The following is a 24,270-nucleotide window of genomic DNA, read 5'->3' as shown; positions in this document are numbered from 1 at the left end:
TCATGCTCTTTGATCGCCTTAATGATCTGTTCTTCGGTGTAACGCTTCTTCATATCGAGATCTCCATCCCTTTAGGTTAAATGGAAATCTCATCGAGGTCATGGTCTAGTTTTTGGGGGAGAGGTCACTGAGCTTTGCAAGATCGACTAGAGTGCTCTTTTTTAGAGCGGGGTAAGACTGTTGGTAAAAGTCTGGGTAGGAGAGGAAGGCAATTTTAAACTCTTTGCGGAATAACTTTACGAGGTCCCAAGCAGAGTCTTCTATTTTCAGAGCACGAGCAACAGTCATACATAAATGATGTAACTCTACAGAGGCTTGCTCAAGCGCTGATTTGTGCAAATAAACTGCATCGGGCAGCCTTTTGCCTACTGAGAGCTGTTTGATCCACTCTGAAAATTTGTCGGCATGATTTTCCATTCTTACAAGTTACTACAATTTTGGGTCACCGCAACATCAAAACATTGATTTGGTAAAGCAGATCCGAATCTACAATTTGGTTGAAAGACCAGATGAAAGTGGTTGCGAGAGTGAGAAAATTTAGTTGAGATCAGTTGTAATTATTAAATTTATCTATGAAGTCGAATTGTTAAATAGACATGTCGTATTGATGCTTTTACTTTGCAGAGTCCAAACACCAAGGTTCGAATCTACCCACCCTAGATGGGGCTGAAAGGACCCTCTTTAACCAGCAGAACTATGAGCAATAGCGAATAACCATTATCTAAATCAACAACTGCAGTCGAACTATTAAATCTTCTACGCGATCCTGCCGTCCCTGTTCCACTTTAGAATCCTTTGGTAACAAGTTTCAAAGTCCCAATTTTTACACTGGATTTCTATTCTATTTAGCTTGCTGTTATCTTTTGCAAGCAACTCATTGTGCCATTTTTTTATAACTCTCCGGCGAGATATTTCCTCATCTGGTAATACTGATCTATTGGCAAAGCTGTGTGCGAAACCAAGTTCAAGTAAAATCCACTGTTTCATTTTTTGACTGGGCGTATATTCCTTCCGTGTCACAGTTAGTAGCTGAATGACATTATCTCGACCGATTTCATCGATGTTAAAACCGGCTAATAGAGCGACCTCAACGATTCGATTAAACGCTCGTAAAGATCCAGGCTGACCACTTTCGAACCTTTCTGTTTCGATATTTAGTCTATCCAAAATTATTTGGCGTTCTGCTTCAGGTATTTTCATGATTATCACCCTCAGCCGCTAAATAAGCTGATAGTTGTTTGGACCATTTTTCCAGAGCTACACGCCTTTCCACTAGGTAATCGCCGTGATCGTAAGTTTCTAGAATCTTACCTAAAGAATGATTTAAGCAACGCTCCGAGATATGTGGCGCAATTCCGAGCTTGCCTAGTTCGGTTCGCATTGTTCTTCTTAGGTCATGCGGGGTGAATTTAGGCATGTCTAGACGAGCAACTTTTTCACCCGTCTTTGGATCAATTATGTTTGGTTCAAATAATCGTCTTAAAGCATGTCCAAGGGCTTTATCATCTAGTCTACCTGTTGCTGAAGTGCTTGCCATTACGAACGTTGAGGCCGCCGATAAGGCTCTGGCTTCTGCAAATAATTTCATTAATTCTTCAGTTAGAGGTATCACAAAAGGTTTGGCTCGGTGCTCGGCTGTTTTTTTCATTTTTTGATCAGAAATTGGAATAGTCCATAGCTTGTTGTTTAGATCGATGTTTTCCCAACGTGCTTTTAAAAGCTCCCCCGTCCGTGCGCCCGTCAGTAGTAAAATCTTGAACGCGAGCTTTACCTGAAGAGAAAGTCTCTTGTGGTTGTCCAGAACGTTGAAAAAGACTCTAATTTCTGAAGGGGAGAGGACTCTGTTTCCGACATTTTGGACAATTCCCAAGGCTTCTGCCTTAAGGGGTGCTGCCGGATTGATAGCCATATCTCCACGACTTACAGCAAAGTCCAACATGTGCTTTAAACGAGCTAAAACAGCTCTTGCTCTTGCTGAATGCCCTCGGTCAACAATTTTTTCTACAAGAACTCTGCACTGAACGGTGCTTAGCTTAGAGAGTTTTGTTTTGCCAATCTCGGGAAGGATTAGCGTATTTATTAATGCAACAACATCGTCAGCAGTACGAAGTTGCTTCATGATTCTGCGCTTTAGATATTCTTCTGATAAAGCCTTGATGGTCTTATCAGGTGTGTGAGTTTCTTCACCAGTCTCTAGTTTGTGGACATGTTCAGCTTTTAGTTTGTCTAGGCAGCTTCTGGCTTCTGATAGTTGCATCGATGGGTAAGTACCTATTGTATGAACTATGTTTTTACCTTGTGGGCTTTTTGCCAACCAGCGGAAAGTTATCTTACCTGTTTTATATACTCTTAACCTTAAACCGGGTGCTCCCTGATCACGAATCTCATATGTCTTTTGGCGGGGTTTAAGATTTTTCAACTTTGCTGCAGTTAGTGTTATCAGTTCGGCGGCCACAAGAGATCCAGGTAGAAATTTGGGTAGAAATATATTGTTAAATAGGATGTTATGCCATGATATATCTAATGTCTAATGAAAATGTTTGATATGCAATAAATCCAGCATTTATGGTATTTAAAGCGTTTTTTTTGAATGGCTTTGAAATGATATTGATTATTGAATAACTAATATGGGGTGCAGGGGGTCGGAGGTTCGAATCCTCTCATTCCGACCATACAAACACTAAGGGCCACCCGTTAGGGTGGCCCTTTGTGTTTCTGGTGACTGGCTTTAGCCTGTCATCCGCTGTTGGCTTAAATGGACCCTCTGGAAAACGCTCATAAAGCCGATGACAGACTGAAGTCAGTCACGTCGCAGGCGATCAAAGCGCGGCCCCGAAGGGGCGAAATACAGGGGTGTATTTCGTAATCCTCTCATCTCAAATTCGCGACTTTTCGCTGTGCTCAAAATCGCTCCAACAGGGGGCCCTTTGTGTTTTCCGGTGACTGGCTTTAGCCTGTCATCCGCTGTCCGGTTAATTGGGTTGTCTGGAAAACGCTCATAGAGCCGATGACAGACTGAAGTCAGTCACGGAGGCTTCGAGACAAGCTGATGAGTTGTTCTTCTAGCACCTTACGCACCTCATCACTTATATCGTCCAACAGGCGTCTATTGATCTCGACAGACAGCCACTTAGCGGATCCCTCCTTGAAGGCGATCTCAAAGTGTTCAGACGCTTTGTTGACGTCTTTAGCAACGACTCTTCCAGTGAGGTAGTAGTAGCCTAGATTCCAGTGCGCGAAGGCGTGTTTTTTGGAAGCTGCGCCTTGGTATAGCTTAAACGCTCTCTCCCAATCGATCTCGGTACCTTCCCCGTTTTCGACCATCTGCGCTAAGTTGAACTGTGCGTTGGGTCCGCCTTTTTCAGCGGCTTGTGAAATGAGCTGATAGGCCAGTGCTGTCTGTTTCGGTACGCCAGGGTGTCCCTCCCGGTACATCTTTCCCAATCGAAAGGTTGCACCATTAAAGCCGGCCTCCGAGGCGCGTTTGAAATAGGATTCAGCCTTAACAGGATCTTGTTCCAGCCCTTTACCAAACAGATACATATAACCAAACAGAAAATTGCCTCTGGGGTCTTCATTGAGCTGAATATCACGAGCACCGGCGATAGCTTCTGAATACTGTTCACTGAACAGTGCTTGCCAGGTCTCCCTGAAACTGGCGGCTTGAAGAGGAGTGGTGAGAAGCAGAAATGCAACAGCGATCAGTTTCATCATTAGCTTAGCTCCCAGAACGCTTCAATCAATGGGTTTTTTAAGCTACGTGTTAGTGTAAATAGTCCGATCTCATAGGGTTTTAGAGCGGGTTGTACATCCAGTATTCTGATTCGCTCGACCAGTGGACTGTTATCCAAAACAATTTTGGGCACGACACCAATGCCGAACCCCAAGCTCACCATGCTGACGATCGCCTCGTTACCTGCAACCTGAGCATAGATATTGGGTGTGATGCCTTGCTCGTTTAACCAGTCGTCGACCCGACTTCGAGCAACACCCGCTTCAGAGAGAATCATAGGGGTGCTCTGCCAATCCTCAACGCTTTGTGGTGAGCTGTTGGGTAAGTTGGGTTGTGCCTCTGCCGGTGCAATAAATACTAAGGGAGATTGGGTAATCGGTTTAAATGAGAGGCTTTTGCTCAGGTTGTCGGGTTGAGCGGCAATGGTGATCTCCTCTATACCCTCTTGGATACGTGCAATGGCGCGATCAGGGTCCCCTGTATGAAGCTTAATCTCGATATGCGGATGTACTTGGCGAAAGCGGTTTAACAATTCGTACAGGAAGCTGTAACTAGCTGTTACCGAGCAGTAGATACTGATCTCACCGCTGAGCTGTCCTGTTTTGTCCGTCAATTCGCTGCGAATAATATTCCACTGACTGTAAGTTTCGCGGGCGTACTGTAGAAAGCGTTGCCCCTCTTGGGTAAGAACTACAGTCCGATTATCACGTTTGAACAGTTCTACGCCCAGCTCCTCTTCGAGTTGGCGAATGTTTCGAGAGAGGGCTGATAGACTGACATGGCACTCTTCACTGGCCCGTCCAAAGTGCAGAGTGTCGGCCAATGCTAAAAACTGTTTCAGATTCTTTAAATTCATGGGGGTAGTCTATCTAAATTGTCTATTGTTGCGCAAATCGGGATGTTGTGTTGCAAATATATCAATTTAAGAAACTATTGGTTTTGCTTATAATCTGCCCACTTTGATTAGAACTCTAGTCAGTTGTCCGTGTCGTTCAACGACGCACCTCCCAATTAAATTAGGATCTGTTTAGCATGGCTAACTACTTCAATACACTGCCACTACGTGAGCAGCTAGCGGAACTGGCAAAGTGCCGTTTCATGGATATGTCTGAATTTGCTGATGGCGTTGAAGCGCTTAAAGGCAAAAAAATGGTTGTAATAGGTTGTGGTGCGCAAGGCCTTAACCAGGGTCTTAACCTACGCGACTCAGGCCTAGATGTCTCTTACGCTCTGCGTCCTGAAGCGATTGCTGAAAAGCGTCAGTCATGGAAAAACGCAACGGACAACGGTTTCACTGTTGGTACTTACGAAGAGCTTATTCCTACTGCAGACGTCGTACTTAACCTAACTCCAGATAAGCAGCACACAGCCGTTGTTAACGCGGTGATGCCTCTGATGAAAGAGGGCGCTTGCCTATCTTACTCACACGGTTTCAACATCGTTGAAGAGGGTATGCAGATCCGTGACGACCTAACCGTTATCATGGTTGCACCTAAGTGTCCTGGTTCAGAAGTACGTGCTGAGTACGTGCGTGGCTTCGGTGTTCCAACTCTAATCGCGGTTCACGAAGATAACGATCCTAAGGGTGAAGGTCTAGCACTGGCTAAAGCTTACGCTGTAGGTACTGGCGGTCACAAAGCGGGCGTTCTAATGTCATCGTTCATCGCAGAAGTTAAGTCTGACCTTATGGGTGAACAGACTATCCTTTGTGGTATGTTGCAGACTGGTTCGATCCTATGTTTCGACAAGATGGTTGAAGAGGGTATCGACGCTGGTTACGCATCTAAGTTGATTCAGTACGGTTGGGAAACCATCACTGAAGCACTTAAGTACGGCGGCGTTACCAACATGCTAGACCGTCTATCTAACCCAGCTAAGATCAAGTGTTTCGACCTTGCTGAAGAGCTAAAAGTGATCATGCGTCCGCTTTACAACAAGCACCAGGATGACATCATCGACGGCACTTTCTCACGTGTCATGATGGAGGATTGGGCGAACGATGACGCTAATCTTCTTAAATGGCGTGCAGAGACTGCAGAGACTAACTTCGAGAAGACTCCAGCAGGCGACGTAGAGATCTCTGAGCAAGAGTACTTCGACAAAGGCATCCTTATGGTTGCTATGGTCAAAGCAGGTGTTGAGCTTGCATTCGAAACAATGACGGCTGCTGGTATCATCGCTGAGTCTGCGTACTACGAGTCACTTCACGAGACTCCACTAATCGCAAACACTATCGCTCGTAAGAAGCTTTACGAAATGAACGCAACAATCTCTGATACTGCAGAGTACGGCTGTTACCTATACAACCACGCGTGTGTTCCGCTACTAGCTGACTTCATGAAGGGCATCAAGTCTGACGTTATCGGTAAAGGCCTAGATCTTGACGACAACGGCGTAGATAACGCTCGTCTAATCGAAGTTAACGCTGCACTACGCGCTCACCCAGTTGAAGCGATCGGTACAGTTCTTCGTGGCCACATGGCTGACATGAAGAAGATCGTTTAATTTTAGATAAAATTTAAACGACTCAAAGCCGAGTGCCTCGCAAGGAGTACTCGGCTTTATGCTTTTTATAAACTCTATTTGTTGATTAGGAATCCCCATGTCGACATCCATTCACATTGAAAACCTTGACGTAAACTTTGATGAACGCTTTGACCTTAAAGGGGTCGATTGGACCATTGAGCCCAATCAGCATTGGGTCATCACCGGTACCAATGGTTCTGGTAAGTCGGCGCTTGCAGCGGTGTTAGCAGGGTTTGGTGATGCATTGAATGGATCCATAGAGGGAGTCCCAAACAGAGTTGGACTCGTCTCATTCGAAGCACAGGCTGAATTGATCAAGCAGGAGCTGAAAAAGGACGACGCGGATATTTTAGATGTCATCTCAGAAGGAACACCCGTTCGAGAGATGATCTTTGAACACTGTGAAGATCAACTATTAGCGGCTGAATTAGTCGAGCAGTTCGGTCTGTCACCCCTGTTGGATAGAGCATTCCGCAAGCTCTCGACCGGTGAGAGCCGAAAGATGATGTTGGTGCGTGCGTTGGCCAACAACCCTGAACTGTTGATCTTAGATGAACCCTTTGATGGGTTAGATGCTGATACGCTTGCGATGCTGCAGAAGCATTTAGCAAGCATCATTGATACAACGCCGATGATACTGGTGTTAAACCGCTTCGATGAGATGCCCGATTTTATTACGCATGTCGCTTACATGGAGAAAGTGGGTAATGATGCCGGCCGTCTGGCGTTTCAGGTCGATCGCAGCGATGAATCGGCTTATGCAGAGCTATACCAACTGCTTCACTTGAAAACGACAGATCTAGAGGTTCCACCGGCGGATCCTGCTAACCCGCTTCCAGAACTGAATCCGAATGATCCACTGGTCAAACTGACCGATATCTCGATCAAATACAGTGATGCAGTAATTGTTGAGGGCTTCAACTGGACGATAAATCCTGGCCAACATTGGCAACTGAGCGGTCCAAACGGCAGTGGTAAAACAGGTGTGCTCTCATTGATTACTGGCGATCACCCGCAGTGTTACGTCAACGACATCTTTGTGTTCGGTTTTCAGCGCGGTAACGGCGAGAGTATCTGGCAGATTAAGCAGTTTATTGGTTATGTGTCGACCGCACTGCAATGGGAGTATCGTGTCAGCATCAGTTGTAAAAATGTCATTATCTCGGGCTTCTTTGACAGCATTGGTATGTACACCAAATCAACCGATAATCAGAAGATGATTGCCGATCAGTGGCTTGCACTGCTGGGTATGCAGGATCGCGCCGATGTGCCGTTCAACAAGCTCTCTTACGGTGATCAGCGACTCTTGTTGATTGCGCGCGCCATGGTAAAACATCCACCGCTATTAATTCTGGATGAGCCCTGTCTAGGGCTAGATGATATGAACCGACAGTTGGTATTGGCTCTGATTGAGAAGATCTGTGAGGGTAACGAGACGACCGTCTTGTATGTAAACCACCACGCTGAAGATCAAATCAAAGGGATAGAGCACTTTATGGCGATGCAGAAACGCCAATCCTAATCCGTTAACGAACCACCCATAGTGCAATGAGTAGTGCGGTTGGAATAAGATTTTTAGTAGTTATTGACGGTCCAATATACCTGTGTACGCAATGTTTCTTAAGAGTGGGGATTAAATGAAATATCCAGAAGCCCGCGAATGCGCTGTAACAAAGCTTGTGATGATAGTCCTTTCTTACACACCACGGTAGCACCAGCACTGTAGGTAATTCTCTCCATTGCTGCATCAGCGTGTGAAGACAGAACAAAGACAGGTATTTTATATTCACTCAAATCATGGCGAATATAACGGGTAATCTCGATACCGTTCATTGCATACATGACAATGTCGACAACCACTAAATCTGGCAATTGACCGGTGTCACTCAATTTTTGAAGCGCCTGTTCGCCACTGTTTGCGATACTCACTTCAGCCAGTGTATCTAGGGCTCCACTGATGAAATCTTGAGAAAATTCATCGTCTTCAACTATAAGTATTCTTGGCTTTCGGGTGTCATCTGTCATTGTTCTATCTACTTTATCCTATAGATTTATCCTAGCACTGATTGAATCAGTTCAATACAGCACAGATCATGTTTCTGGTATAAATAGTAAAAATTTAGAATATGAGTCTCTTCTAATGAGTAATCAGATTAGTGTTTTTAGTACCCCTGATATAAAGGATCTACCTGAGGATATCCGTGATCTTATTTTAACGGTTCAGGAAAAGTCCGGTTTTGTTCCTAATGTTTTTCTGGCATTGGCTAGGAGGCCAGACGAGTTCCGTGCGTTCATTGCTTATCACGATGCGCTTATGGAGCGGGAATCGGGGCTGACAAAGGCTGAGCGTGAGATGATTGTGGTAGCCACTAGTAGTCTTAATCAGTGCCAATACTGTGTTGTTGCGCACGGCGCAATTTTGAGAATACGTGCGAAAAATCCATTGATTGCCGATCAGATAGTCGCTAACTACCGTAAAGCAGACATTACTGACCGCCAGCGCGCTATGTTGGACTTTGCCATGAAGGTCGCTCAATCAGCTAATGAGGTCGGTGAGGCAGACTTTGATAGGCTGCATGCTCAGGGGTTCAGTGATGATGATATTTGGGATATCACGTCAATCACAGGGTTGTTTGGCTTCTCTAATCGCATGGCCAATGTCATGAGTTTGCGCCCTAATGATGAATTTTACAGTTTAGGTCGCTAGTAAGGATTGTTATGAAAAAACAGGTCACAGCTTCACTATTTGCTGGCTCTTTAGCCTTAGTTTCAATCGGTGTGTGGGCAGAAGATTGTAAGGTTAAAACCTATGTTTCTGCGAGTGAAGAGCTTTCCGAACATGTGGCAGATCTATATGGATTCGAACGTAAGCCCTCATTGGGCTACTTGACGATCACTTGCGTTGATCCTGTGACCTTCGGTTCTTATCAATTTGAGGATCCAAAGGTAAGAGTGTCAGGATCAACAGGAGACGTGGTATTGGAGATGCGTGAGTTTTATGAAGGGATGCGCATCATGTACACCGCTAACTTTCCGTTCACGCATGGTGAAGTGACTCGATTCAGTGTTGTAACCGATCTCAAAGAGACAGACGCTCAACTCAATCATCAGTTTGAGCAGCGTCTGTTTAATCGCTAACTATTAGCTTAAAGGGACGATCAACACGGGTATTACACTGTGGCTCATGACTTTGCGTGACGTTGAGCCCAGTAACATGTGCTGAAGGGTCGCATGGGTCCGAACACCCATGACAATCATATCCGCATTGATCTTGTCAGCTGTATCGATGATGACTTGCCAAGGTGTGCCTTGATCGACGCAGGTGGCAATGTCGCTCGGATTAATGGACCCTTCTGGAACCTCGTCCTCGCAAAACGCTTTGATGCGTTGTTCCACTTTTTCCATCAAACGGGCAGAGCCACTTCTCTCTAACTCATTAAGCTCATCACGATCGATGACATTTTGTAGAACAGCAGCTGCGCCGTCACTGATCTTCTCTACGGCGTGCAAGTAGGTGAGTTTGGCATCGTACAGCTCGGCGAGTTTAACAGCGTGTCGAAACGCAGGGCGTGAGCCATCATTAATGTCTGATGCGTAAAGAATATTGTTTACGGCAGGTAGCATAACACTCTCCAGATTGGGTCTAATGCCTGTACTTTAGAGAGTGTTTAGTAGGGTGTCAGAAAAAGAACATCTTTGTCTGATTTAGAGCAATTTTAAATCGGGATTTTGTCAATTCCATCCGCCACGGTGTCGATTGACTCGTCAATTGGGTCACCGACCACGGGTACAACAGAGATGATTGCCCCACCAACGCGCATAGGTACCGTCACGACTTTAGTAAGTACACAGCCTTGAAGAGTCAGGGCTGCAAGGGATAAGGTAATGAGCTTAATATTCATGCGAGCACTATACCTTAAAAATGCCTATAAAAGTGGCTATGTTCGCAGAGTGCTTAAAGAAAAAATGAACGGTGATAAGAGGTAGTAAATGGTGCCGGCACCAAGAGTCGAACTCGGGACCTACTGATTACAAGTCAGTTGCTCTACCAACTGAGCTATACCGGCACAAAGAGATGGTCGGAGTAGTAGGATTCGAACCTACGACCCTCTGCTCCCAAAGCAGATGCGCTACCAGGCTGCGCTATACTCCGACGAGGAGTGAGAAAAAGTGGTCGGAGTAGTAGGATTCGAACCTACGACCCTCTGCTCCCAAAGCAGATGCGCTACCAGGCTGCGCTATACTCCGACTTTTTCTCTTGTTGAGTAAAGTTGGCTCCTCGAGCTGGACTCGAACCAGCGACCAATAGATTAACAGTCTACTGCTCTACCAACTGAGCTATCGAGGAACTGTTTGCTCAACTGAGGGCGCATATACTAATTACGGGGCGGACCTTCGTCAAGCGCTCATTTGAACTTTTTCCTACTATTTCTTGAGGTATAATCTTTCGAATAAATAATAAGTTAGCTGACACCTCTGTTAGTCCACAAAGAGTACAAAAAATGACCAGAATTCCAGGAAAAGATGCCCCGCTTGAAGAGTCGATCGAGCGCATGAGTCAGGGGCTGAAGGATCTTGGTTTTGACATAGAGGAGGTGAGTTGGCTCAATCCTGTGCCTCACGTCTGGTCACTGCATATTCGTGATCGTCACTGCCCACTATTATTTACTAACGGTAAAGGGTCTACTCCTGAAGCTTGTCTTGCCAGTGCGCTGGGCGAGTTCTATGAACGATTGAGTACTAATTACTTTTTTGCCGATTACTTTTTCGGTCAAGACATTTCCGATCGTGAGTTTGTTCACTATCCCAATGAGCGCTGGTTCCCAGCCTCTGCCGGTCAGTGGCCAGAAGGCCTGCTGGATCAAAACAGCCGAAATCACTACGACCCTGATGAGGAGCTCAGTGCCGATATGTTGGTAGACCTAAACTCGGGTCGAGCTGATAGGGGTGTGTGCGCTTTACCCTTTGTTCGTCAGTCGGATAAACAGACAGTCTGGTTTCCAGTCAATGTGTTGGAGAATCTCTATGTCTCCAATGGTATGGCTGCCGGCAATAATCTCTTTGAAGCGCGCGTTCAAGCGCTGTCTGAGATTTTTGAGCGTCATATAAAGAACACCATTATCTCCAGCGGTATTACACTGCCGCGCATTCCGGCTAAGGTGATTGCACAATATCCTCGCATCGAAGCATCCATCAAAGCACTGCGTGTTCAAGGATTTTTGGTTGATGTGCGTGACGCCTCTCTTGGGGGAAAATACCCTCTGGTAAATGTCACGCTCTTTAATCGCAATGATGGTGGCTGTTTCGCTTCATTTGGTGCTCACCCTAAGTTTGAAGTTGCACTGGAGCGAACCGTCACTGAGTTGTTGCAGGGTAGGGCTTTGGACTCTCTGAACGATTTCCCGCACCCAACCTTTGATATTGATGAGGCGGCAGAGCCTCAAAACTTGGAGACGCACTTTATCGACTCCAGTGGGGTTGTCGCATGGGATATGTTCGCCGATGAGCCTGATTACCCCTTTACCGAGTGGAATATAGAGGGAAGTTCTGAGGATGAGTTTGACGAGCTCTGTCGAATCATTCATGGCGTAGATTTACAGATCTATATTGCTGACTATCAACACCTTGGGCTCGATTGTTGCAGGATTTTGGTCCCAGGGATGTCAGAGATCTATCCTGTTGATGAGTTAATTTGGCGAAACAACAATCTAGCTGCGCCTCTGCGATCACGACTGTTATCGCCCGCTCAACTTGATCAGGAGATGGCGTTGGATCTGTTGGAAGAGTTAGAGCAGGGTGGATTTGATGATCAACAGCGTCTTGCTAAGCTGTTAGGGGTCGCAACGGACTCTGATTCGCCCTGGGATCGTGTTCGCATTGGGGATATTAAGTTCAAGCTCGCGCTTAAGTCTGGCGAGTTAGAGTTAGCCCTAGAGCAAGTTGACTGGATGTTAAACTTTGGTCACCTAACAGACGATGAGATTAAATTGCACCGCTGTCTTTCTGAATTGATACGATTAGAGATAGATTCCAATCGTGAACGAGAACAGTATGAACGCCCATTGGTTGCGCTCTATGGTGAAGCGCTATACCAAGAAGCTCTGGCTAATATTGCTGGAGAGAAGCTGTTCGATGCTCTGTCCGGGCTTGATGAGACACTCTCTAACCTAAACACTCATCACTCTCTGCTAACAGTCTATAAGCGTTTGCATGATGTGAAGTCAGGTTCTTATGAAAAACGGTATTAAGACAATAGGGACAGTCAGCACAGTTGCGGTCGCAGAGGCTCTATTTAGATGCTAGTTTTAATTTGTGATTGTCCCTTGGCTGTCTAGTTCGATTCCTATTATTAGCAGCACAATTCAGCACCCGCAGTGGGTGCTTTTTTTTTCCACAAAAAAGGCCAGCATCCGCTGACCTTTTATCCTATGGGCAGTTAACCCTTATCGACCATTAACCTGCGATCAGTGAGCCTACAAAAATTAGGGCGGGTGAAATCGCGATCAGTAGAAAGACTAGATCCAGTGCCCATACAGTTGCCGGTGTGTGATCTTTTGAAATAGCAGCCATTTGCTTGCTCCTTCTGTTTGTTTGGTTAACTGTAGATTACGCCTTTCTAATATAGCCGCATTGATATGTGTCAAAAGATTCATTTGTCTTCAATTTGTAACAAAACGCTGAAATAATTCTGTCATCTTATGAAGGAGTATTTTATGCGCGTTGGTATCAATGGGTTTGGTCGAATGGGCCGTCTGACAGCTCGTGTACTGTTTGATAGTGCGGATGTGGAGATTGTTCAGATCAATGATCCCGCTGGGGATGCGGCAACCTTGGCTCACCTTATGAATTTCGATTCCGTTCATGGACGTTGGAGCAGAGAGGCACTTCCCGTTGATGGTGGCATGCAGGTGGCAGATCAGTTCATTGCCGTTAGCTCGCACAAGACCATTGATGAGACCAACTGGAGTGGCTGTGACCTGGTCATAGAGGCGTCAGGGAAGTTCAAATCAAAAGAGGCACTCCAGCCCTACCTTGATCAAGGGGTTAAGCGTGTCGTCGTCACTGCGCCGGTCAAGCAAGAGGGTGTGCTGGACTGTGTCATGGGGGTGAATGATGACCTATTTGACCCTGAGCAGCATCGAATTGTGACAGCCGCCTCTTGTACTACCAACTGTCTAGCACCTGCGGTGAAGGTAATTCATGAGAATTTAGGTATTAAACACGGTTCTATGACGACCATTCATGATATTACCAATACCCAGACTATTATTGATGCTCCGCACAAAGATCTGCGTCGTGCTCGCTCTTGTGGTACCAGTTTGATTCCCACCACAACCGGTTCGGCGACGGCAATTACGCATATATTCCCAGACCTAAAAGGTAAGTTGAACGGCCACGCGATACGTGTACCTCTAACCAATGCATCGATTACAGACTGTGTCTTTGAGGTCAACAGAGCGACCAGTGTTGAAGAGGTTAATCATTTGCTTAAATCCGCATCAGAGAGCTATTTAGCAGGCATTTTGGGCTATGAAGAGCGTCCACTGGTTTCGATCGATTACAAGACGGATCCTCGTTCAAGTGTCGTCGATGCGCTCTCGACCATGGTGGTTAACGACACTCATGTGAAACTCTACCTCTGGTATGACAATGAGTGGGGCTACGCGAACCGTACGGCCGAACTGGCCCTTAAAGTCGGTCACCGAGTTTAAGTAGTCCGACCCTAATTGAGTTGCGTAATCTCTTTAACTACTTTAAGGAGGCTGCGTGACTCAAATCGCCATTTTTCCCATTCCCGACTGTGTCACCTTTCCTGGCACCGTGTTTCCGTTGCATGTATTTGAACCTCGTTACCGACAGATGATCAATCACTGTTTGGAGACAGGTATGCCGGTAGCGATTTGTCACACACAAAAAGAGATCAGTCCTGCCAAATCGGGATTGCCTCTGAAAGAGGCGTTGCAGACAAACCAGGCAACCTATCGACCCTACACAGTGTTTAGTGCTGGTCAGTGCGAGCTGATTAAGCAGTTAGATGATGGGCGTCTAGTGGTGGATGTCCATATCGATCAGCGATACCGTTTGGGTCAATCACTGCAGCAGATTCCCTACTCGGTGTATGAGTGTCAACCAATGGCTGATCGTGAGATGACTGAAGATGAGTTATCAGAAGCGATTGAGCTGGTTGATAAGGTGCGCCATCGTGTACTGGCAATGGTGCAAGGTGATAGCCGAGCGGCCAATAAATTGAGAGACATTCTCAATCAAGAGGAGTGGTTAACAAAATCGCCACAAGCGTTCAGTTTTGAGCTGTTTGGATTAATTCGATTTGATGCTCACTATTTGCAGCAAGCACTGGAGATGGAGAGTGCGGTGGAGCGACTCAGATTCACACTGGATTTAATGAATCGCTGACCTAGGGAATCTGCGAATAAGTTTCGCATCTTCTCTGCGGGACTTGTTCGCAGGTTTCTTACTCCCAAACTTCTCGGATAGGCTCTCCGAAATCGTCGTAAATGACTTTGCGTTTAGGTTTACTCAGTTTTCTAGCTAATTTAGGGCGCTCTTTGATTAGGCGTCTTGCATCGATGGTCTGCAACACACCCTCGCAGGGGGTTCTCGACTCGCGCGGTTTGCCGTCATTAAAGACGGGGCGTATCAGTCCTCCGTGCGGAACTCCACTCTGACCCTGAGGAATCTCTTTAACCTCGCCACCAGAGCGCAGAAAATCCTGAACTTGCTGTTCAAGCTCGGCGCGGATCTGGGCTTTGGTCTTTTTGTCGAACATGATTCCATCCAAATAGGTCAGCCGAGTATTGTAAGGCTTTGCGCAGTGGTTGGCGATATCTATTGAGTGGCTGGTCTGGCGGATGACAGGCTGAAAGCCAGTCACCGCAGCTCCGAAGCCAAGTCGCTAAACCAGTGACTGGCTTTAGCCTGTCATCTGCCCTTGATGCTACACCCAACTGTCTTGGCAATTTTGTTAAGGCGTTGCGTCAGACAACTCCGAGTTGCTGTGCTGTTTCAAAAACTCGTTGGAGAGTTCAAACGTGACTTTGCGGCGTTGAATAGGGCAGTTGAATGCCAATTTGACAGCAAATAACTGCATGCCTGCTAGGTTTTTGTTGTCACTTCCGTAGCGTGGATCACCCATAACAGGGTGGTCGATCTGATTGAGATGACGTCGGATCTGGTGTGTTCGCCCGGTCAGTATCTCTACATAGAGATCCGAATAGTCACGATCGGAGTTGTAGTGCAGTCGGGTGAATTTGGTATGGGCCGGTTTGCCATCCAGTTTATTGATGATTTCACCGGACTCGGGTGCCTGCCCTGAGACAAGACAGCGGTAAAATTTTTCAACCTTACGGTTTTGGAATTCGCGCGAGATGGCGCCTGCAACACCCTGTTTATGAGCGATCACGATCAGACCTGCCGTTTCACGATCCAAACGGTGTATTAAAAACGAAGCGCGTTTCGGTTCAAGTGTTTGCTCGGCTAAACGAGTAATGGCAAGGTGATCACACCAGTCATTTCCCTGTGCAACCATACCGGCTGGTTTGAACCAGACAGAGTAACCTTGAGCATCCACCAAACATTGCGCGCCTTCTGGTTTACGGCCTAAGAGTTCAGAATCGTAAAAGAGAGAGATCCGATCGTTTTTTTGCAGAATCTCCTTGGCCTTACGCAGGCGCTTACGACCTTTTTGGCCACGCTTCAGCCAGCAGGCACCTTTACTCAGTGCGTCCTTAATTTTCTGTTTGGAGATTGCGGTCTCTTGCGCCAGAAAGTCGGTGACATTGCTGCCGGCTTGTTCAGTGGTGATGGATTTTTCGAACTCTATTTTCATAAAAATTCGGCACCCGAAGGTGCCGTTATCTCGTCTTGTTGAATCAGTCTTTTACGACATCGATGTAGTAGTGGTCGACGCCGTTTATGTTCTCTCGCACTAGTCCGTGACAGTCTGTTTCGAAGCCAGGGAACTGGGCGTTAAATTCGCGAACAAACTTCAAGTAGTCAACGATGGTTGAGTTAAAGCGCTCACCCGGTATAAGCAGTGGTATGCCCGGTGGGTAAGGTGTCACGAGCATGGCGGTGGTTCGACCCTCTAGTTCATCGATTGAGACACGTTCAACTTCACGGTGCGCCATCTTCGACCAGGCATCTGCCGGTGTCATAGCAGGCTCAATCTTAGAGAGGTACATCTCTGTCGTGATTTTTGCGACATTGTACTTGCGGTAGATGTCGTGCAGTGAGTGACAAAGATCACGCAGACCAATGCGCTGATATTCAGGGTGCTGTGCGACAAATTCAGGCATAACCCGCCACATGGGTAGGTTGTTATCAAAGTCATCTTTGAACTGCTGAAGTTCAGTCACCATGGAGTTCCAGCGGCCCTTAGTGATGCCGATGGTGAACATGATGAAGAATGAGTAGAGTCCCGTTTTTTCAATGATAATGCCGTGCTCTGCAAGGTATTTGCTCACAATCGCCGCGGGAATGCCGTGCTCATCAAACTCACCATGGATGTTCAATCCCGGTGTGATAATGGTCGCCTTAATTGGGTCGAGCATGTTAAAGCCAGACTCAATCTTGCCAAAGCCGTGCCAAGTGTCTTCTTCATGGATGACCCAAGCATCACGATCGCCAAGACCTTCATCATCCCACTTCTGAGGCCCCCAAACCTTGAACCACCAGTCGTTCTCACCAAACTCTTTTTCAACCTTAACCATGGCGCGACGGAAGTCGATCGCTTCATACAAGGACTCCTCGACCAGTGCTGTACCACCGGGAGGCTCCATCATCGCAGCGGCAACATCACAAGAGGCGATGATCGCATACTGAGGGCTGGTCGATGAGTGCATCAGGTAGGACTCGTTGAATCGGAAGGTATCCAGCTTACGGTTCTTAGCGTCCTGTACTAGGATCTGAGAGGCCTGTGACAAACCTGCCAACAGTTTGTGCGTTGACTGTGTTGCAAACACCAGGGTGTCGTCAGAGCGTTCACGGCTCTCTGTGCCGCCAATCGCGTGCATGTGGTTGTAAAACTTGTGGAATGCTGCGTGAGGCAGCCAAGCTTCGTCAAAGTGCAGCGTATCAATGGTGTCGCCCAGCATCGCTTTGATCGTCTCTACGTTGTAGAGAATGCCATCATAGGTCGATTGCGTCAGTGTCAGTACGCGAGGTTTTTTGTTCAGTGCTTCACGAGCAAAGGGGTTCTCTTCGATCTTGCGACGAATCGTCTCGGGATCAAACTCACTCTTTGGAATCGGTCCGATAATGCCGTAGTGGTTACGAGTTGGCATTAGGAAGACCGGTATCGCACCACACATGATGATCGAATGCAGAATCGATTTATGACAGTTACGATCCACTACCACAATATCGCCAGGGGCAACGGTTGAATGCCAGACTACTTTGTTCGACGTCGAGGTACCGTTAGTGACAAAGAAGAGATGATCAGCGCCAAATATGCGCGCAGCACTCTGCTCTGAATCTGAAACAGGGCCTGTGTGGTCCAGAAGCTGTCCAAGCTCTTCAACCGCATTACAGACATCGGCACGCAGCATGTTCTCCCCGAAGAATTGGTGGAACATCTGCCCAACCGGACTTTTCAAAAAGGCAACACCGCCCGAGTGTCCTGGGCAGTGCCAAGAGTATGAAGAGTCGCTTGCGTAGTTCATCAACGCATTGAAGAAGGGCGGTGCTAGTGATTCGAGGTACTTTTTCGCTTCACGAATAATGTGGCGTGCAACGAACTCGGCAGTGTCTTCGAACATATGGATGAAGCCGTGAAGCTCACGCAAAATATCATTCGTCACATGACGAGAGGTACGAGTTTCACCGTACAAGAAGATTGGGATCTCGTTATTACGCTTGCGAACTTCGCTAATAAAGTCGCGGATGTTATTCAGTACTTCGTCGGACAGATCATCCGTTTCACCCGAATCAAACTCCTCATCATCGACAGAGATGATGAAGCAGCTGGCGCGGCTCGCCTGTTGAGCAAATGCTGTAAGATCGCCGTAGCTGGTTAAGCCGACAACCTCCATACCCTCTTTTTCAATAGCGGCTGCAAGGTCACGAATGCCTGAGCCAGAGATGTTTTCAGAACGGAAATCTTCGTCAATGATGACGACAGGGAAACGAAATTTCATCCACAACGCCTTTAAGGTGGTGAAACGAATCCGCTTCGGTGAGATAGGTCACTCTGCGGTACTGATGGGCCATGTTGGCCCGCTTTAAAGCAGATAATAACAAGCTTTCATGTTAGGTAAAACAGTTCTTGTGGCAGGGTGGTTGAGGGCTGTTTTTTGACTCAAGGGTTAAAGATTTTTCTTTTACGCCAAAGTCTCATCTAAGAGGCCTATACAGCACTCCTTTTTTTGTTAGAATCGATGGTTATTCGATTTGCTGCCTATTGAATGGGCAGCCCTCAAATGGTGGATTTTTAGTGCTTTTCAATAAGCTACCAGACGATATATTTGCGCCGCTCTCTGGGCAGAATAGACAGGTTTACCAGTCTGTTCTTCTTGAATTGGCCGATCTCTTCTTTGATGAAGATCTTATAGACCCCTTTATTGCCAAAGATTTAGTCCGTTCAACCATCGAAAATGCCGTTGTTAAGCTTGGTGTTCGTCGCTGGGTGGCTGAGTCTGAAGAGGAGGCGGAGCTGCCTACCTCTAGCGCAGATTACACAAACCGTATCTACCGACGCCTAGTGCAAACGGGCTGGTTAGAGGAAGAGCAGAAGATCTATCGCACCTATGTGTTGCTCTCTCCTTCGGTCAGTTACCTGTTGCGTAACCTGGTTTCGATCGCGCGTTTGGAAAAACGCAGTTACGGTGGCACCGTTCTTAACGTGCTGTCGTCTCTGGAATCGGCCATCAATGATCCGGTGGGTCGTGGTATTACCCTATCGGAAGCGGCAGACACAGCAGCCGAGTTCAGTGCACACCTGACCGATATGATGTTGGGTCTGCGCGAACTTAAAATATCATTGGCTGAGTCGCATAACCCGCAAGAGATTGTCCGTGGCTTCTTTGATCGTTTCGTTGAGCACATTCTTGTTTCTGACTATAAGACGTTGAAAACAAAGAACAACCCCTTCCGTTTTAGACGTCAAATTCTCTCTTTATTGCGTGATCTTCAGTTCGATACGCTGAAGGTAGAGATGCTGACTGAGCACTATCAGATGCAGTATGAAATCGAATCTGAAACTGCGGAAGCGATGGTGCACCAGCACATCAATCGCATCATCCGGATCTTCGAGTCGGTCGACCAGCGTCTGGCGATCATTGATGATTTCCGTTACCAGCTAGAGAAACGGGTAGCCGACACAGTTCGTTACATGGACAAGACAACGCCGGGTATGGCGGCTCGACTGTCGCGTGTCATTGCCAAATTGGCGGAGAAAGATGGTCGGGAGATACCACCGGTTCAGTCGCTTGATCAGTATGGCTTTATCTCGCCTTCGTCCATTCGCTCGCCAGTGCGTCGACGTGTTGAGACAGCGCCTAGAGTCATTACCCAACAGCAGATCGATCCTAAGGTTCTTTACATGCGTCAGCTCTTCAAAGAGTGGAAGGCACGCCGTGAGGTGAAAGTGGATCGAATTGAGGCCTACCTAGATCGTCACTTTTTAAATGGTGAAACCCTGGTCTCGGCGTCTGAATTTACCATTGATTCAATCGAAGATTACATCTGCTTCAGCTATGTGCGACACCTAAATTCGTTAGGTAAGAAAGCGCGTAAGACAGCTGAACGCTACCAAATAGAATTTGATGAAGAGTACGTGCGCGTTGCCGATATGGTGGAGTGCCGTGGTTTCAAAATACACAGGAACAACGCCTGATGCTTGGTGATTTACAAAAAGCGCTGACGCGCAATGAAAAGAGTACAGAAGCCGATTTCGTTCGCGCTGCAAACTCACTACTGACAAACCAGTTCCTCTATGCGGATCGCCCTGCACAGCGTGATACTTATTTCCTTATTTCGCAGAATATGGAGTACTTCCGTAACCTGTTCGCGGCACTGGGTTGGTCTCTGGTCTATCAACCTGATGAAGCCTATTTGGGTGTGCTACCCCAGGGTGAAGAGCGAGTCATGCGATTGAAGCTCGATGAGTCTCTGTTGATGCTCTGTATGCGTCAAATGTATGAACAGAAACTGGAAAATTTCGAAGTAGAGAGCGGTAAGGCGTACACCACGTCTGATGATCTGTTGAGCACTTACGAGAGTTTAACCGGTAAAGAGATCCCTAATGAGACGCGTCTAAAAGAGATCCTGTCGCTCTTCTCACGTCACGGTTTGATTGAACGCGGCAAGGCGAATGAGACCGACCCTAAAAACATTCCAATCGGCATCTACCCCACCATTCGTCAAGTGGTGGTCGAAGATTACATCCGACAGCTTGAGGCGCTCTGTGACATCGAAAGCGCTGATGCGGCCTTGATGGATGATATTGCTGACACTCCAGAGGAGTCGATCGAAGAGGTGAGTGAGCCAGCTGATGAGTCAGTGGAGTCAGAAGAGAAGGGTGCAGTAGAGGAGTCTGACGATGAAACAGCTTAATCGCATCGTTCTAGTTAACTGGTATGTATTGGGTGCTCAAGAGATCCCGATCAAAGGTAATGTCGCGATTGTAGGTCCTAACGGCTCAGGTAAATCGTCACTACTGGACGCCATGCAGACCATTTTGATGGGTGGCCATAAGCGCCACTTAAGTTTTAACGCCTCGGCGGGTGAAAAGTCTGAGCGTTCACTGCGCACCTACTGTCTCGGTTTTATGGATGATGGTGGTAAAAGCAACAGTGCCCGTGAAGATTCTATCAGCTATCTGGCGATGAGCTTCTTTGATACTGAGACGGCACAAGAGAGCTGTATTGGTGTTGCGATCAGTGCATCAACCGCCAGCCCAGATGAAGAGGTTTTGGGTCGCTTTATTCTGCCTAACTTCTCTGTTTCGCTGGATGACTTTAGTCGAAAAGAGGGCGGTGGTCGTATGCCGCGTCCTTGGAATGAAGTTCGTGAAAGCCTGCTTAAACAGTGTCCGGATATGACGCTAGAGAAGCGTGCAAGCCGCTACATTCGTGAGGTTGTGACCCACTTGAGTCACGATCCAGCGATGCCGAATGACGATGACAAATTCATCAAGAACTTCAAAAACGCTCTTAAATTTGTACCCATTGATAGTCCGACTCGATTCGTTCGCGAGTTTGTCTTGGATGAGAACGTAGTGCATGTCGGAGCCTTCCGTAAATCGCTGGATGAGTATCGAGCGATGGAGGAGAAGACGCGTGATGTGGCTAACCGTATTGATGAACTGGTTAAAGTACAAGAGCTCTGCCAGGGTATCAGTCGTAACATCAAAAACGCCGTCGAGTACGAGTGGGTTGTTCACGAGTCACGTTTTGAAAGCGCCGACCTTCGTAAAGAGGAGGCTGAAGAGCGTCTAGAGAAGTGGCAAGAGCAAGAGGCGGAAGTTGAGCGAGAGCTAACCAATATTGGTGCTGATCTCAATCAGGTTATGCAGGATCTTGCCAACGCACGTGCAGCGCTAAACAACACCGATGCTGCGCATCAGATTAACGCGATGGAATCTTCTATACGCGTTGGTCAACACGAACTCAATGTCATCGAAGAGCGCATTCAGAAGGCCTACTCGCTGATGCGCACAGCGGTGAGCTTTAATCAGAATCGTGAGTTCTTGCCTGAAGAGTTTGCAGCACTGGTGGATCAAGCATCAGAGATCTGGCGCTCGGGTGAAAACCTAATGGCAGACGCTTGGCCTTCAGATCCTGTCAGCGTCGATAACACGCTAAACGCAATGCGTAAGTCGATTGAGAACGTTCGTCGTAAAGTGTCGCGTCGTTATGAAGAGTCAGTTATCCGTATTTCTGAACTGCGCGCTCAGATACAGAACCAGAAGAGTGCCGTAGAACAGCTTCAGCAGGGGCGCGCCCCCGTTCGTCGTAACACGGCTGAATTGATGGAGCTGTTGAGTGAGTACGGTATCGACTCAACACCCATTTGTGAGTTGGTTGATATTACCGATGACAAGTGGCGCATTGCAATTGAGTCCTTCTTAGGTGCTCGCCGCGAAGCATTGGTCGTCGATCCTGATCGTGTCAAAGAGGCGATTACACTCTACCGCCGTAAAGGGCGTCACCTGAAAGGCTGTCGTATCATCAACACCACTAAATCGGGTGACTGGTTACACCGCACTAAGCCAGGTTCTCTGGCTCAGTTTATCGAGTCTGACTCTGACGATGCCCGCGCATTTATGAATCGCGCACTGGGCGGTGTCATGGCGGTTGAGACGGAAGCGGAGCTTTTGAAACAGGAGCGTGCGTTGACCTATGACTGCATGTTGCAGACTGAGGGTTCAACCACATCGATTAATGAACTGACACCGATCATGGGTATTCGTCGTCGTGGTGATCAACTTGAACTGCAGGGTAAGCAGGTCGATCAGCTGGTCAACGAGTTCACGTTGCTGGGTCGTCAGCACGAATCGCTAGAGAAACTGCGCGACGCGTTAATAAGCCTTGATGGCGGTCTGTCTCAAGTGAACGAGCCTCTGTTTGATTTGACAGAACAGCGTAAGAAACTGACGCATCAGATTGAAGGGTACCAGCAGACTATTGTCGATCTCCGTAACCATGACGATACCGGTATTCAGCAGCGCATTGCCGATCTGGCGGCTAAGCAGAAAGAGACCGAGTCCACTCAAGCTGCGTTGATGGATAAGCTGCAAAAAGCCCGTACAGGCCTGATCCGTGATACTGCTCAGCTAGAGGTGCTAGAGACCGATCTAACAGAGCATGCTGAAGCGCGTGCAGCCTGTGAAGCGAAGAATGAGTTCGACGCTCAGTCTGCGCAGGAGAAACGCGACTACCTCGATGAGAGCTGTGATGGTGAGTTGGAACGCATCATCTTCGAAGCGGCCAAGAAAGCTCAGTCTGAACTGGCTCTGCATGAGAAGAAAAAGAACGGTGTCCGTGATGCCGTTGCACAGTATAAAGCGCGTCACCACGGTGGCGGTTTGACTCACCATGAGTTGGATAAGGTTGGACCAGACTCCAGTCATGAAGATCTCGAGGGTTACGTTAACGAGACCGTTGAGGCACTCCGTGAATCTGAATTGGCAGAGTACACAGAGAAGGCCGAGCGAGCTCGTCTAGAGGCTGAGTCTGCTTTCCGTTCTGACTTCGTGGCCCATCTGAATGACCAGATCAATAAGATTCGTGATCTGATCCGTGAGCTAAACTCGCACTTGAAGAACCGTCCTTTCCATAAAGAGATGTACAGCTTTGAGATGTCACCTAACCCTGAGTTGAAAGACATTCTTGAGTTGGTTGAGGCCTATACGCAGCTCGATTCTGCCAATGTGGGCTCGTTGTTTGATATGAAGTTTGATGACAATGCGCAGCACAAGGATGCTCTAGAACGAATTCACGAAGTACTTAAAGATGAAGGCGAGAGCAGTCTGCTTCAGGACTACCGTAACTTCTACAACTTCGAGTTGGTGGTTAAAGATCTTGACGGCAATCGTAAGACAACCCTGTCGCAGCGTATCAAGACCGGTTCCGGTGGTGAGCACCAGGTACCGTTCTACGTCGCGATGGCGGCCGCCTTGGGTGCGACCTACCGCCTAAAAGAGGGTAGTGATGGTAAGCCTGTGGGTGGCTTCAGCCTGTCGGTATTCGATGAGGCGTTCAACAAGCTGGATTCAGAGAACACCGTTACCTCGCTTGGCTTCATGAGTGATTTGGGTCTCCAAACCATTATTGCTGCGCCGGATGAGAAGTACTCTCTGCTCAGTACTTGCATGGATACTATCATTAACGTCTGTCGTGACGGTCGTGTGGTCGACATTGATGTCGAGTTCCCAACGGATCTTGGTAAAGCGCTATTGGCGTCTGATCACCCTTACAAGGTAATGGCAGAAGAGGAAGCGGCGGAGCTTTAACAAATAGCGTCGCGGCCTCAATGAGACCGCTCCAACAGGT

20 protein-coding genes and 4 tRNA genes are annotated in these 24,270 nt (G+C 47.5%); 10 read left to right on the top strand and 14 right to left on the bottom strand.

The features are described from left to right. Positions 1–756: 756 nt before the first annotated feature. From XMG59_RS09485 to ilvY, 4 genes are all read right to left on the bottom strand, one after another. Positions 757–1,200, bottom strand: a complete 444-nt coding sequence (locus tag XMG59_RS09485) for a hypothetical protein (RefSeq protein WP_173498593.1) — start codon at positions 1,198–1,200, stop codon at positions 757–759. Next, on the bottom strand, positions 1,187–2,455 hold the full coding sequence (locus XMG59_RS09480; protein WP_173498592.1) for a site-specific integrase: 1,269 nt from the start codon (positions 2,453–2,455) through the stop codon (positions 1,187–1,189). Before XMG59_RS09480 ends, XMG59_RS09485 begins: the two co-directional genes overlap by 14 nt. A 566-nt stretch (positions 2,456–3,021) precedes the next feature. Beyond that, a complete protein-coding gene (locus XMG59_RS09475; RefSeq protein WP_173498591.1) occupies positions 3,022–3,714 on the bottom strand; it encodes a tetratricopeptide repeat protein in 693 nt (230 codons plus the stop codon). Then, complete coding sequence (gene ilvY / locus XMG59_RS09470; RefSeq protein WP_173481120.1) at positions 3,714–4,589, bottom strand: HTH-type transcriptional activator IlvY; 876 nt, start codon at positions 4,587–4,589, stop codon at positions 3,714–3,716. The genes XMG59_RS09475 and ilvY overlap by 1 nt, the downstream gene beginning before the upstream one ends. A gap of 176 nt (positions 4,590–4,765) precedes the next feature. On the opposite strand from ilvY, the gene ilvC reads away from it, so the two are divergent. Both ilvC and modF read left to right on the top strand, forming a co-directional pair. Beyond that, a complete protein-coding gene (gene ilvC / locus XMG59_RS09465) occupies positions 4,766–6,238 on the top strand; it encodes a ketol-acid reductoisomerase (RefSeq protein ID WP_173483503.1) in 1,473 nt (490 codons plus the stop codon). A 97-nt stretch (positions 6,239–6,335) separates the two neighbouring features. Beyond that, complete coding sequence (gene modF, locus XMG59_RS09460; protein ID WP_173489164.1) at positions 6,336–7,781, top strand: molybdate ABC transporter ATP-binding protein ModF; 1,446 nt, start codon at positions 6,336–6,338, stop codon at positions 7,779–7,781. A gap of 98 nt (positions 7,782–7,879) precedes the next feature. On the opposite strand, the gene XMG59_RS09455 is transcribed toward modF, so the two are convergent. Further along, entirely contained in the window at positions 7,880–8,284 is a 405-nt protein-coding gene (locus XMG59_RS09455; RefSeq protein ID WP_173489165.1) for a response regulator, read from the bottom strand. 115 nt (positions 8,285–8,399) lie between these two features. On the opposite strand from XMG59_RS09455, the gene XMG59_RS09450 reads away from it, so the two are divergent. Next, positions 8,400–8,966, top strand: coding sequence for a peroxidase-related enzyme (locus XMG59_RS09450; protein ID WP_173489166.1), 567 nt, complete (start codon positions 8,400–8,402; stop codon positions 8,964–8,966). An 11-nt stretch (positions 8,967–8,977) separates the two neighbouring features. Then, positions 8,978–9,397, top strand: a complete 420-nt coding sequence (locus XMG59_RS09445; protein ID WP_173489167.1) for a DUF4426 domain-containing protein — start codon at positions 8,978–8,980, stop codon at positions 9,395–9,397. A gap of 3 nt (positions 9,398–9,400) precedes the next feature. Here XMG59_RS09445 and XMG59_RS09440 read toward each other — a convergent pair whose 3' ends face one another. From XMG59_RS09440 to XMG59_RS09415, 6 genes are all read right to left on the bottom strand, one after another. Then, a complete protein-coding gene (locus XMG59_RS09440; protein WP_173481114.1) occupies positions 9,401–9,883 on the bottom strand; it encodes a universal stress protein in 483 nt (160 codons plus the stop codon). A gap of 92 nt (positions 9,884–9,975) precedes the next feature. Beyond that, complete coding sequence (locus XMG59_RS09435; protein ID WP_173481113.1) at positions 9,976–10,161, bottom strand: DUF6726 family protein; 186 nt, start codon at positions 10,159–10,161, stop codon at positions 9,976–9,978. Positions 10,162–10,250: 89 nt separating this feature from the next. Further along, a tRNA-Thr gene (locus XMG59_RS09430) sits at positions 10,251–10,326 on the bottom strand. 9 nt (positions 10,327–10,335) lie between these two features. Further along, a tRNA-Pro gene (locus XMG59_RS09425) sits at positions 10,336–10,412 on the bottom strand. 18 nt (positions 10,413–10,430) lie between these two features. Next, positions 10,431–10,507, bottom strand: a tRNA-Pro gene (locus tag XMG59_RS09420). A 24-nt stretch (positions 10,508–10,531) separates the two neighbouring features. Beyond that, positions 10,532–10,607, bottom strand: a tRNA-Asn gene (locus XMG59_RS09415). 154 nt (positions 10,608–10,761) lie between these two features. On the opposite strand from XMG59_RS09415, the gene ycaO reads away from it, so the two are divergent. The 3 genes from ycaO to XMG59_RS09400 all read left to right on the top strand — a co-directional run bounded on the left by ycaO (position 10,762) and on the right by XMG59_RS09400 (position 14,674). After that, a complete protein-coding gene (gene ycaO, locus XMG59_RS09410; protein WP_173498590.1) occupies positions 10,762–12,507 on the top strand; it encodes a 30S ribosomal protein S12 methylthiotransferase accessory factor YcaO in 1,746 nt (581 codons plus the stop codon). 465 nt (positions 12,508–12,972) lie between these two features. Next, positions 12,973–13,971 (top strand): ArsJ-associated glyceraldehyde-3-phosphate dehydrogenase, encoded by a 999-nt coding sequence (locus XMG59_RS09405; RefSeq protein ID WP_173498589.1) that lies wholly within the window; start codon positions 12,973–12,975, stop codon positions 13,969–13,971. 55 nt (positions 13,972–14,026) lie between these two features. Then, positions 14,027–14,674: an LON peptidase substrate-binding domain-containing protein gene (locus XMG59_RS09400; RefSeq protein ID WP_173481110.1), complete on the top strand. Its 648-nt coding sequence runs from the start codon at positions 14,027–14,029 to the stop codon at positions 14,672–14,674. Positions 14,675–14,732: 58 nt separating this feature from the next. Here the strand turns inward: XMG59_RS09400 and XMG59_RS09395 are convergent, their stop codons facing one another. The 3 genes from XMG59_RS09395 to XMG59_RS09385 all read right to left on the bottom strand — a co-directional run bounded on the left by XMG59_RS09395 (position 14,733) and on the right by XMG59_RS09385 (position 18,414). After that, positions 14,733–15,152 carry a hypothetical protein gene (locus XMG59_RS09395; RefSeq protein WP_173481109.1) on the bottom strand — a complete coding sequence of 140 codons (420 nt, stop codon included), beginning with the start codon at positions 15,150–15,152 and terminating at the stop codon, positions 14,733–14,735. 90 nt (positions 15,153–15,242) lie between these two features. Then, on the bottom strand, positions 15,243–16,106 hold the full coding sequence (locus XMG59_RS09390) for an RluA family pseudouridine synthase (protein ID WP_173481108.1): 864 nt from the start codon (positions 16,104–16,106) through the stop codon (positions 15,243–15,245). A gap of 43 nt (positions 16,107–16,149) precedes the next feature. Then, entirely contained in the window at positions 16,150–18,414 is a 2,265-nt protein-coding gene (locus tag XMG59_RS09385) for an Orn/Lys/Arg decarboxylase N-terminal domain-containing protein (RefSeq protein WP_173481107.1), read from the bottom strand. 296 nt (positions 18,415–18,710) lie between these two features. Between XMG59_RS09385 and XMG59_RS09380 the strand changes: the two genes are divergently transcribed. The 3 genes from XMG59_RS09380 to XMG59_RS09370 are packed head-to-tail and all read left to right on the top strand — an operon-like array spanning position 18,711 to position 24,230. Next, positions 18,711–20,111 carry a Wadjet anti-phage system protein JetA family protein gene (locus XMG59_RS09380; RefSeq protein ID WP_173483510.1) on the top strand — a complete coding sequence of 467 codons (1,401 nt, stop codon included), beginning with the start codon at positions 18,711–18,713 and terminating at the stop codon, positions 20,109–20,111. Further along, positions 20,111–20,830 (top strand): DUF4194 domain-containing protein, encoded by a 720-nt coding sequence (locus XMG59_RS09375; RefSeq protein ID WP_173481105.1) that lies wholly within the window; start codon positions 20,111–20,113, stop codon positions 20,828–20,830. The genes XMG59_RS09380 and XMG59_RS09375 overlap by 1 nt, the downstream gene beginning before the upstream one ends. Continuing rightward, complete coding sequence (locus XMG59_RS09370; RefSeq protein ID WP_173481104.1) at positions 20,817–24,230, top strand: SbcC/MukB-like Walker B domain-containing protein; 3,414 nt, start codon at positions 20,817–20,819, stop codon at positions 24,228–24,230. Before XMG59_RS09375 ends, XMG59_RS09370 begins: the two co-directional genes overlap by 14 nt. Positions 24,231–24,270: the final 40 nt, after the last annotated feature.

The organism is Marinobacterium sp. xm-g-59 (assembly GCF_013283315.1).
GTDB lineage: Bacteria > Pseudomonadota > Gammaproteobacteria > Pseudomonadales > Balneatricaceae > Marinobacterium_E.
This window is presented reverse-complemented; position numbering and strand designations above follow the sequence as displayed.

Bases quoted from the DNA above. Each gene is read 5' to 3' on its own strand.
- XMG59_RS09485 (WP_173498593.1), bottom strand. From the start codon at position 1,200: ATGAAAATACCTGAAGCAGAACGCCAAATAATTTTGGATAGACTAAAT.
- XMG59_RS09475 (WP_173498591.1), bottom strand. From the start codon at position 3,714: ATGATGAAACTGATCGCTGTTGCATTTCTGCTTCTCACCACTCCTCTT.
- ilvY (WP_173481120.1), bottom strand. From the start codon at position 4,589: ATGAATTTAAAGAATCTGAAACAGTTTTTAGCATTGGCCGACACTCTG.
- ilvC (WP_173483503.1), top strand. From the start codon at position 4,766: ATGGCTAACTACTTCAATACACTGCCACTACGTGAGCAGCTAGCGGAA.
- modF (WP_173489164.1), top strand. From the start codon at position 6,336: ATGTCGACATCCATTCACATTGAAAACCTTGACGTAAACTTTGATGAA.
- XMG59_RS09455 (WP_173489165.1), bottom strand. From the start codon at position 8,284: ATGACAGATGACACCCGAAAGCCAAGAATACTTATAGTTGAAGACGAT.
- XMG59_RS09450 (WP_173489166.1), top strand. From the start codon at position 8,400: ATGAGTAATCAGATTAGTGTTTTTAGTACCCCTGATATAAAGGATCTA.
- XMG59_RS09445 (WP_173489167.1), top strand. From the start codon at position 8,978: ATGAAAAAACAGGTCACAGCTTCACTATTTGCTGGCTCTTTAGCCTTA.
- XMG59_RS09440 (WP_173481114.1), bottom strand. From the start codon at position 9,883: ATGCTACCTGCCGTAAACAATATTCTTTACGCATCAGACATTAATGAT.
- XMG59_RS09435 (WP_173481113.1), bottom strand. From the start codon at position 10,161: ATGAATATTAAGCTCATTACCTTATCCCTTGCAGCCCTGACTCTTCAA.
- ycaO (WP_173498590.1), top strand. From the start codon at position 10,762: ATGACCAGAATTCCAGGAAAAGATGCCCCGCTTGAAGAGTCGATCGAG.
- XMG59_RS09405 (WP_173498589.1), top strand. From the start codon at position 12,973: ATGCGCGTTGGTATCAATGGGTTTGGTCGAATGGGCCGTCTGACAGCT.
- XMG59_RS09390 (WP_173481108.1), bottom strand. From the start codon at position 16,106: ATGAAAATAGAGTTCGAAAAATCCATCACCACTGAACAAGCCGGCAGC.
- XMG59_RS09385 (WP_173481107.1), bottom strand. From the start codon at position 18,414: ATGAAATTTCGTTTCCCTGTCGTCATCATTGACGAAGATTTCCGTTCT.
- XMG59_RS09375 (WP_173481105.1), top strand. From the start codon at position 20,111: ATGCTTGGTGATTTACAAAAAGCGCTGACGCGCAATGAAAAGAGTACA.
- XMG59_RS09370 (WP_173481104.1), top strand. From the start codon at position 20,817: ATGAAACAGCTTAATCGCATCGTTCTAGTTAACTGGTATGTATTGGGT.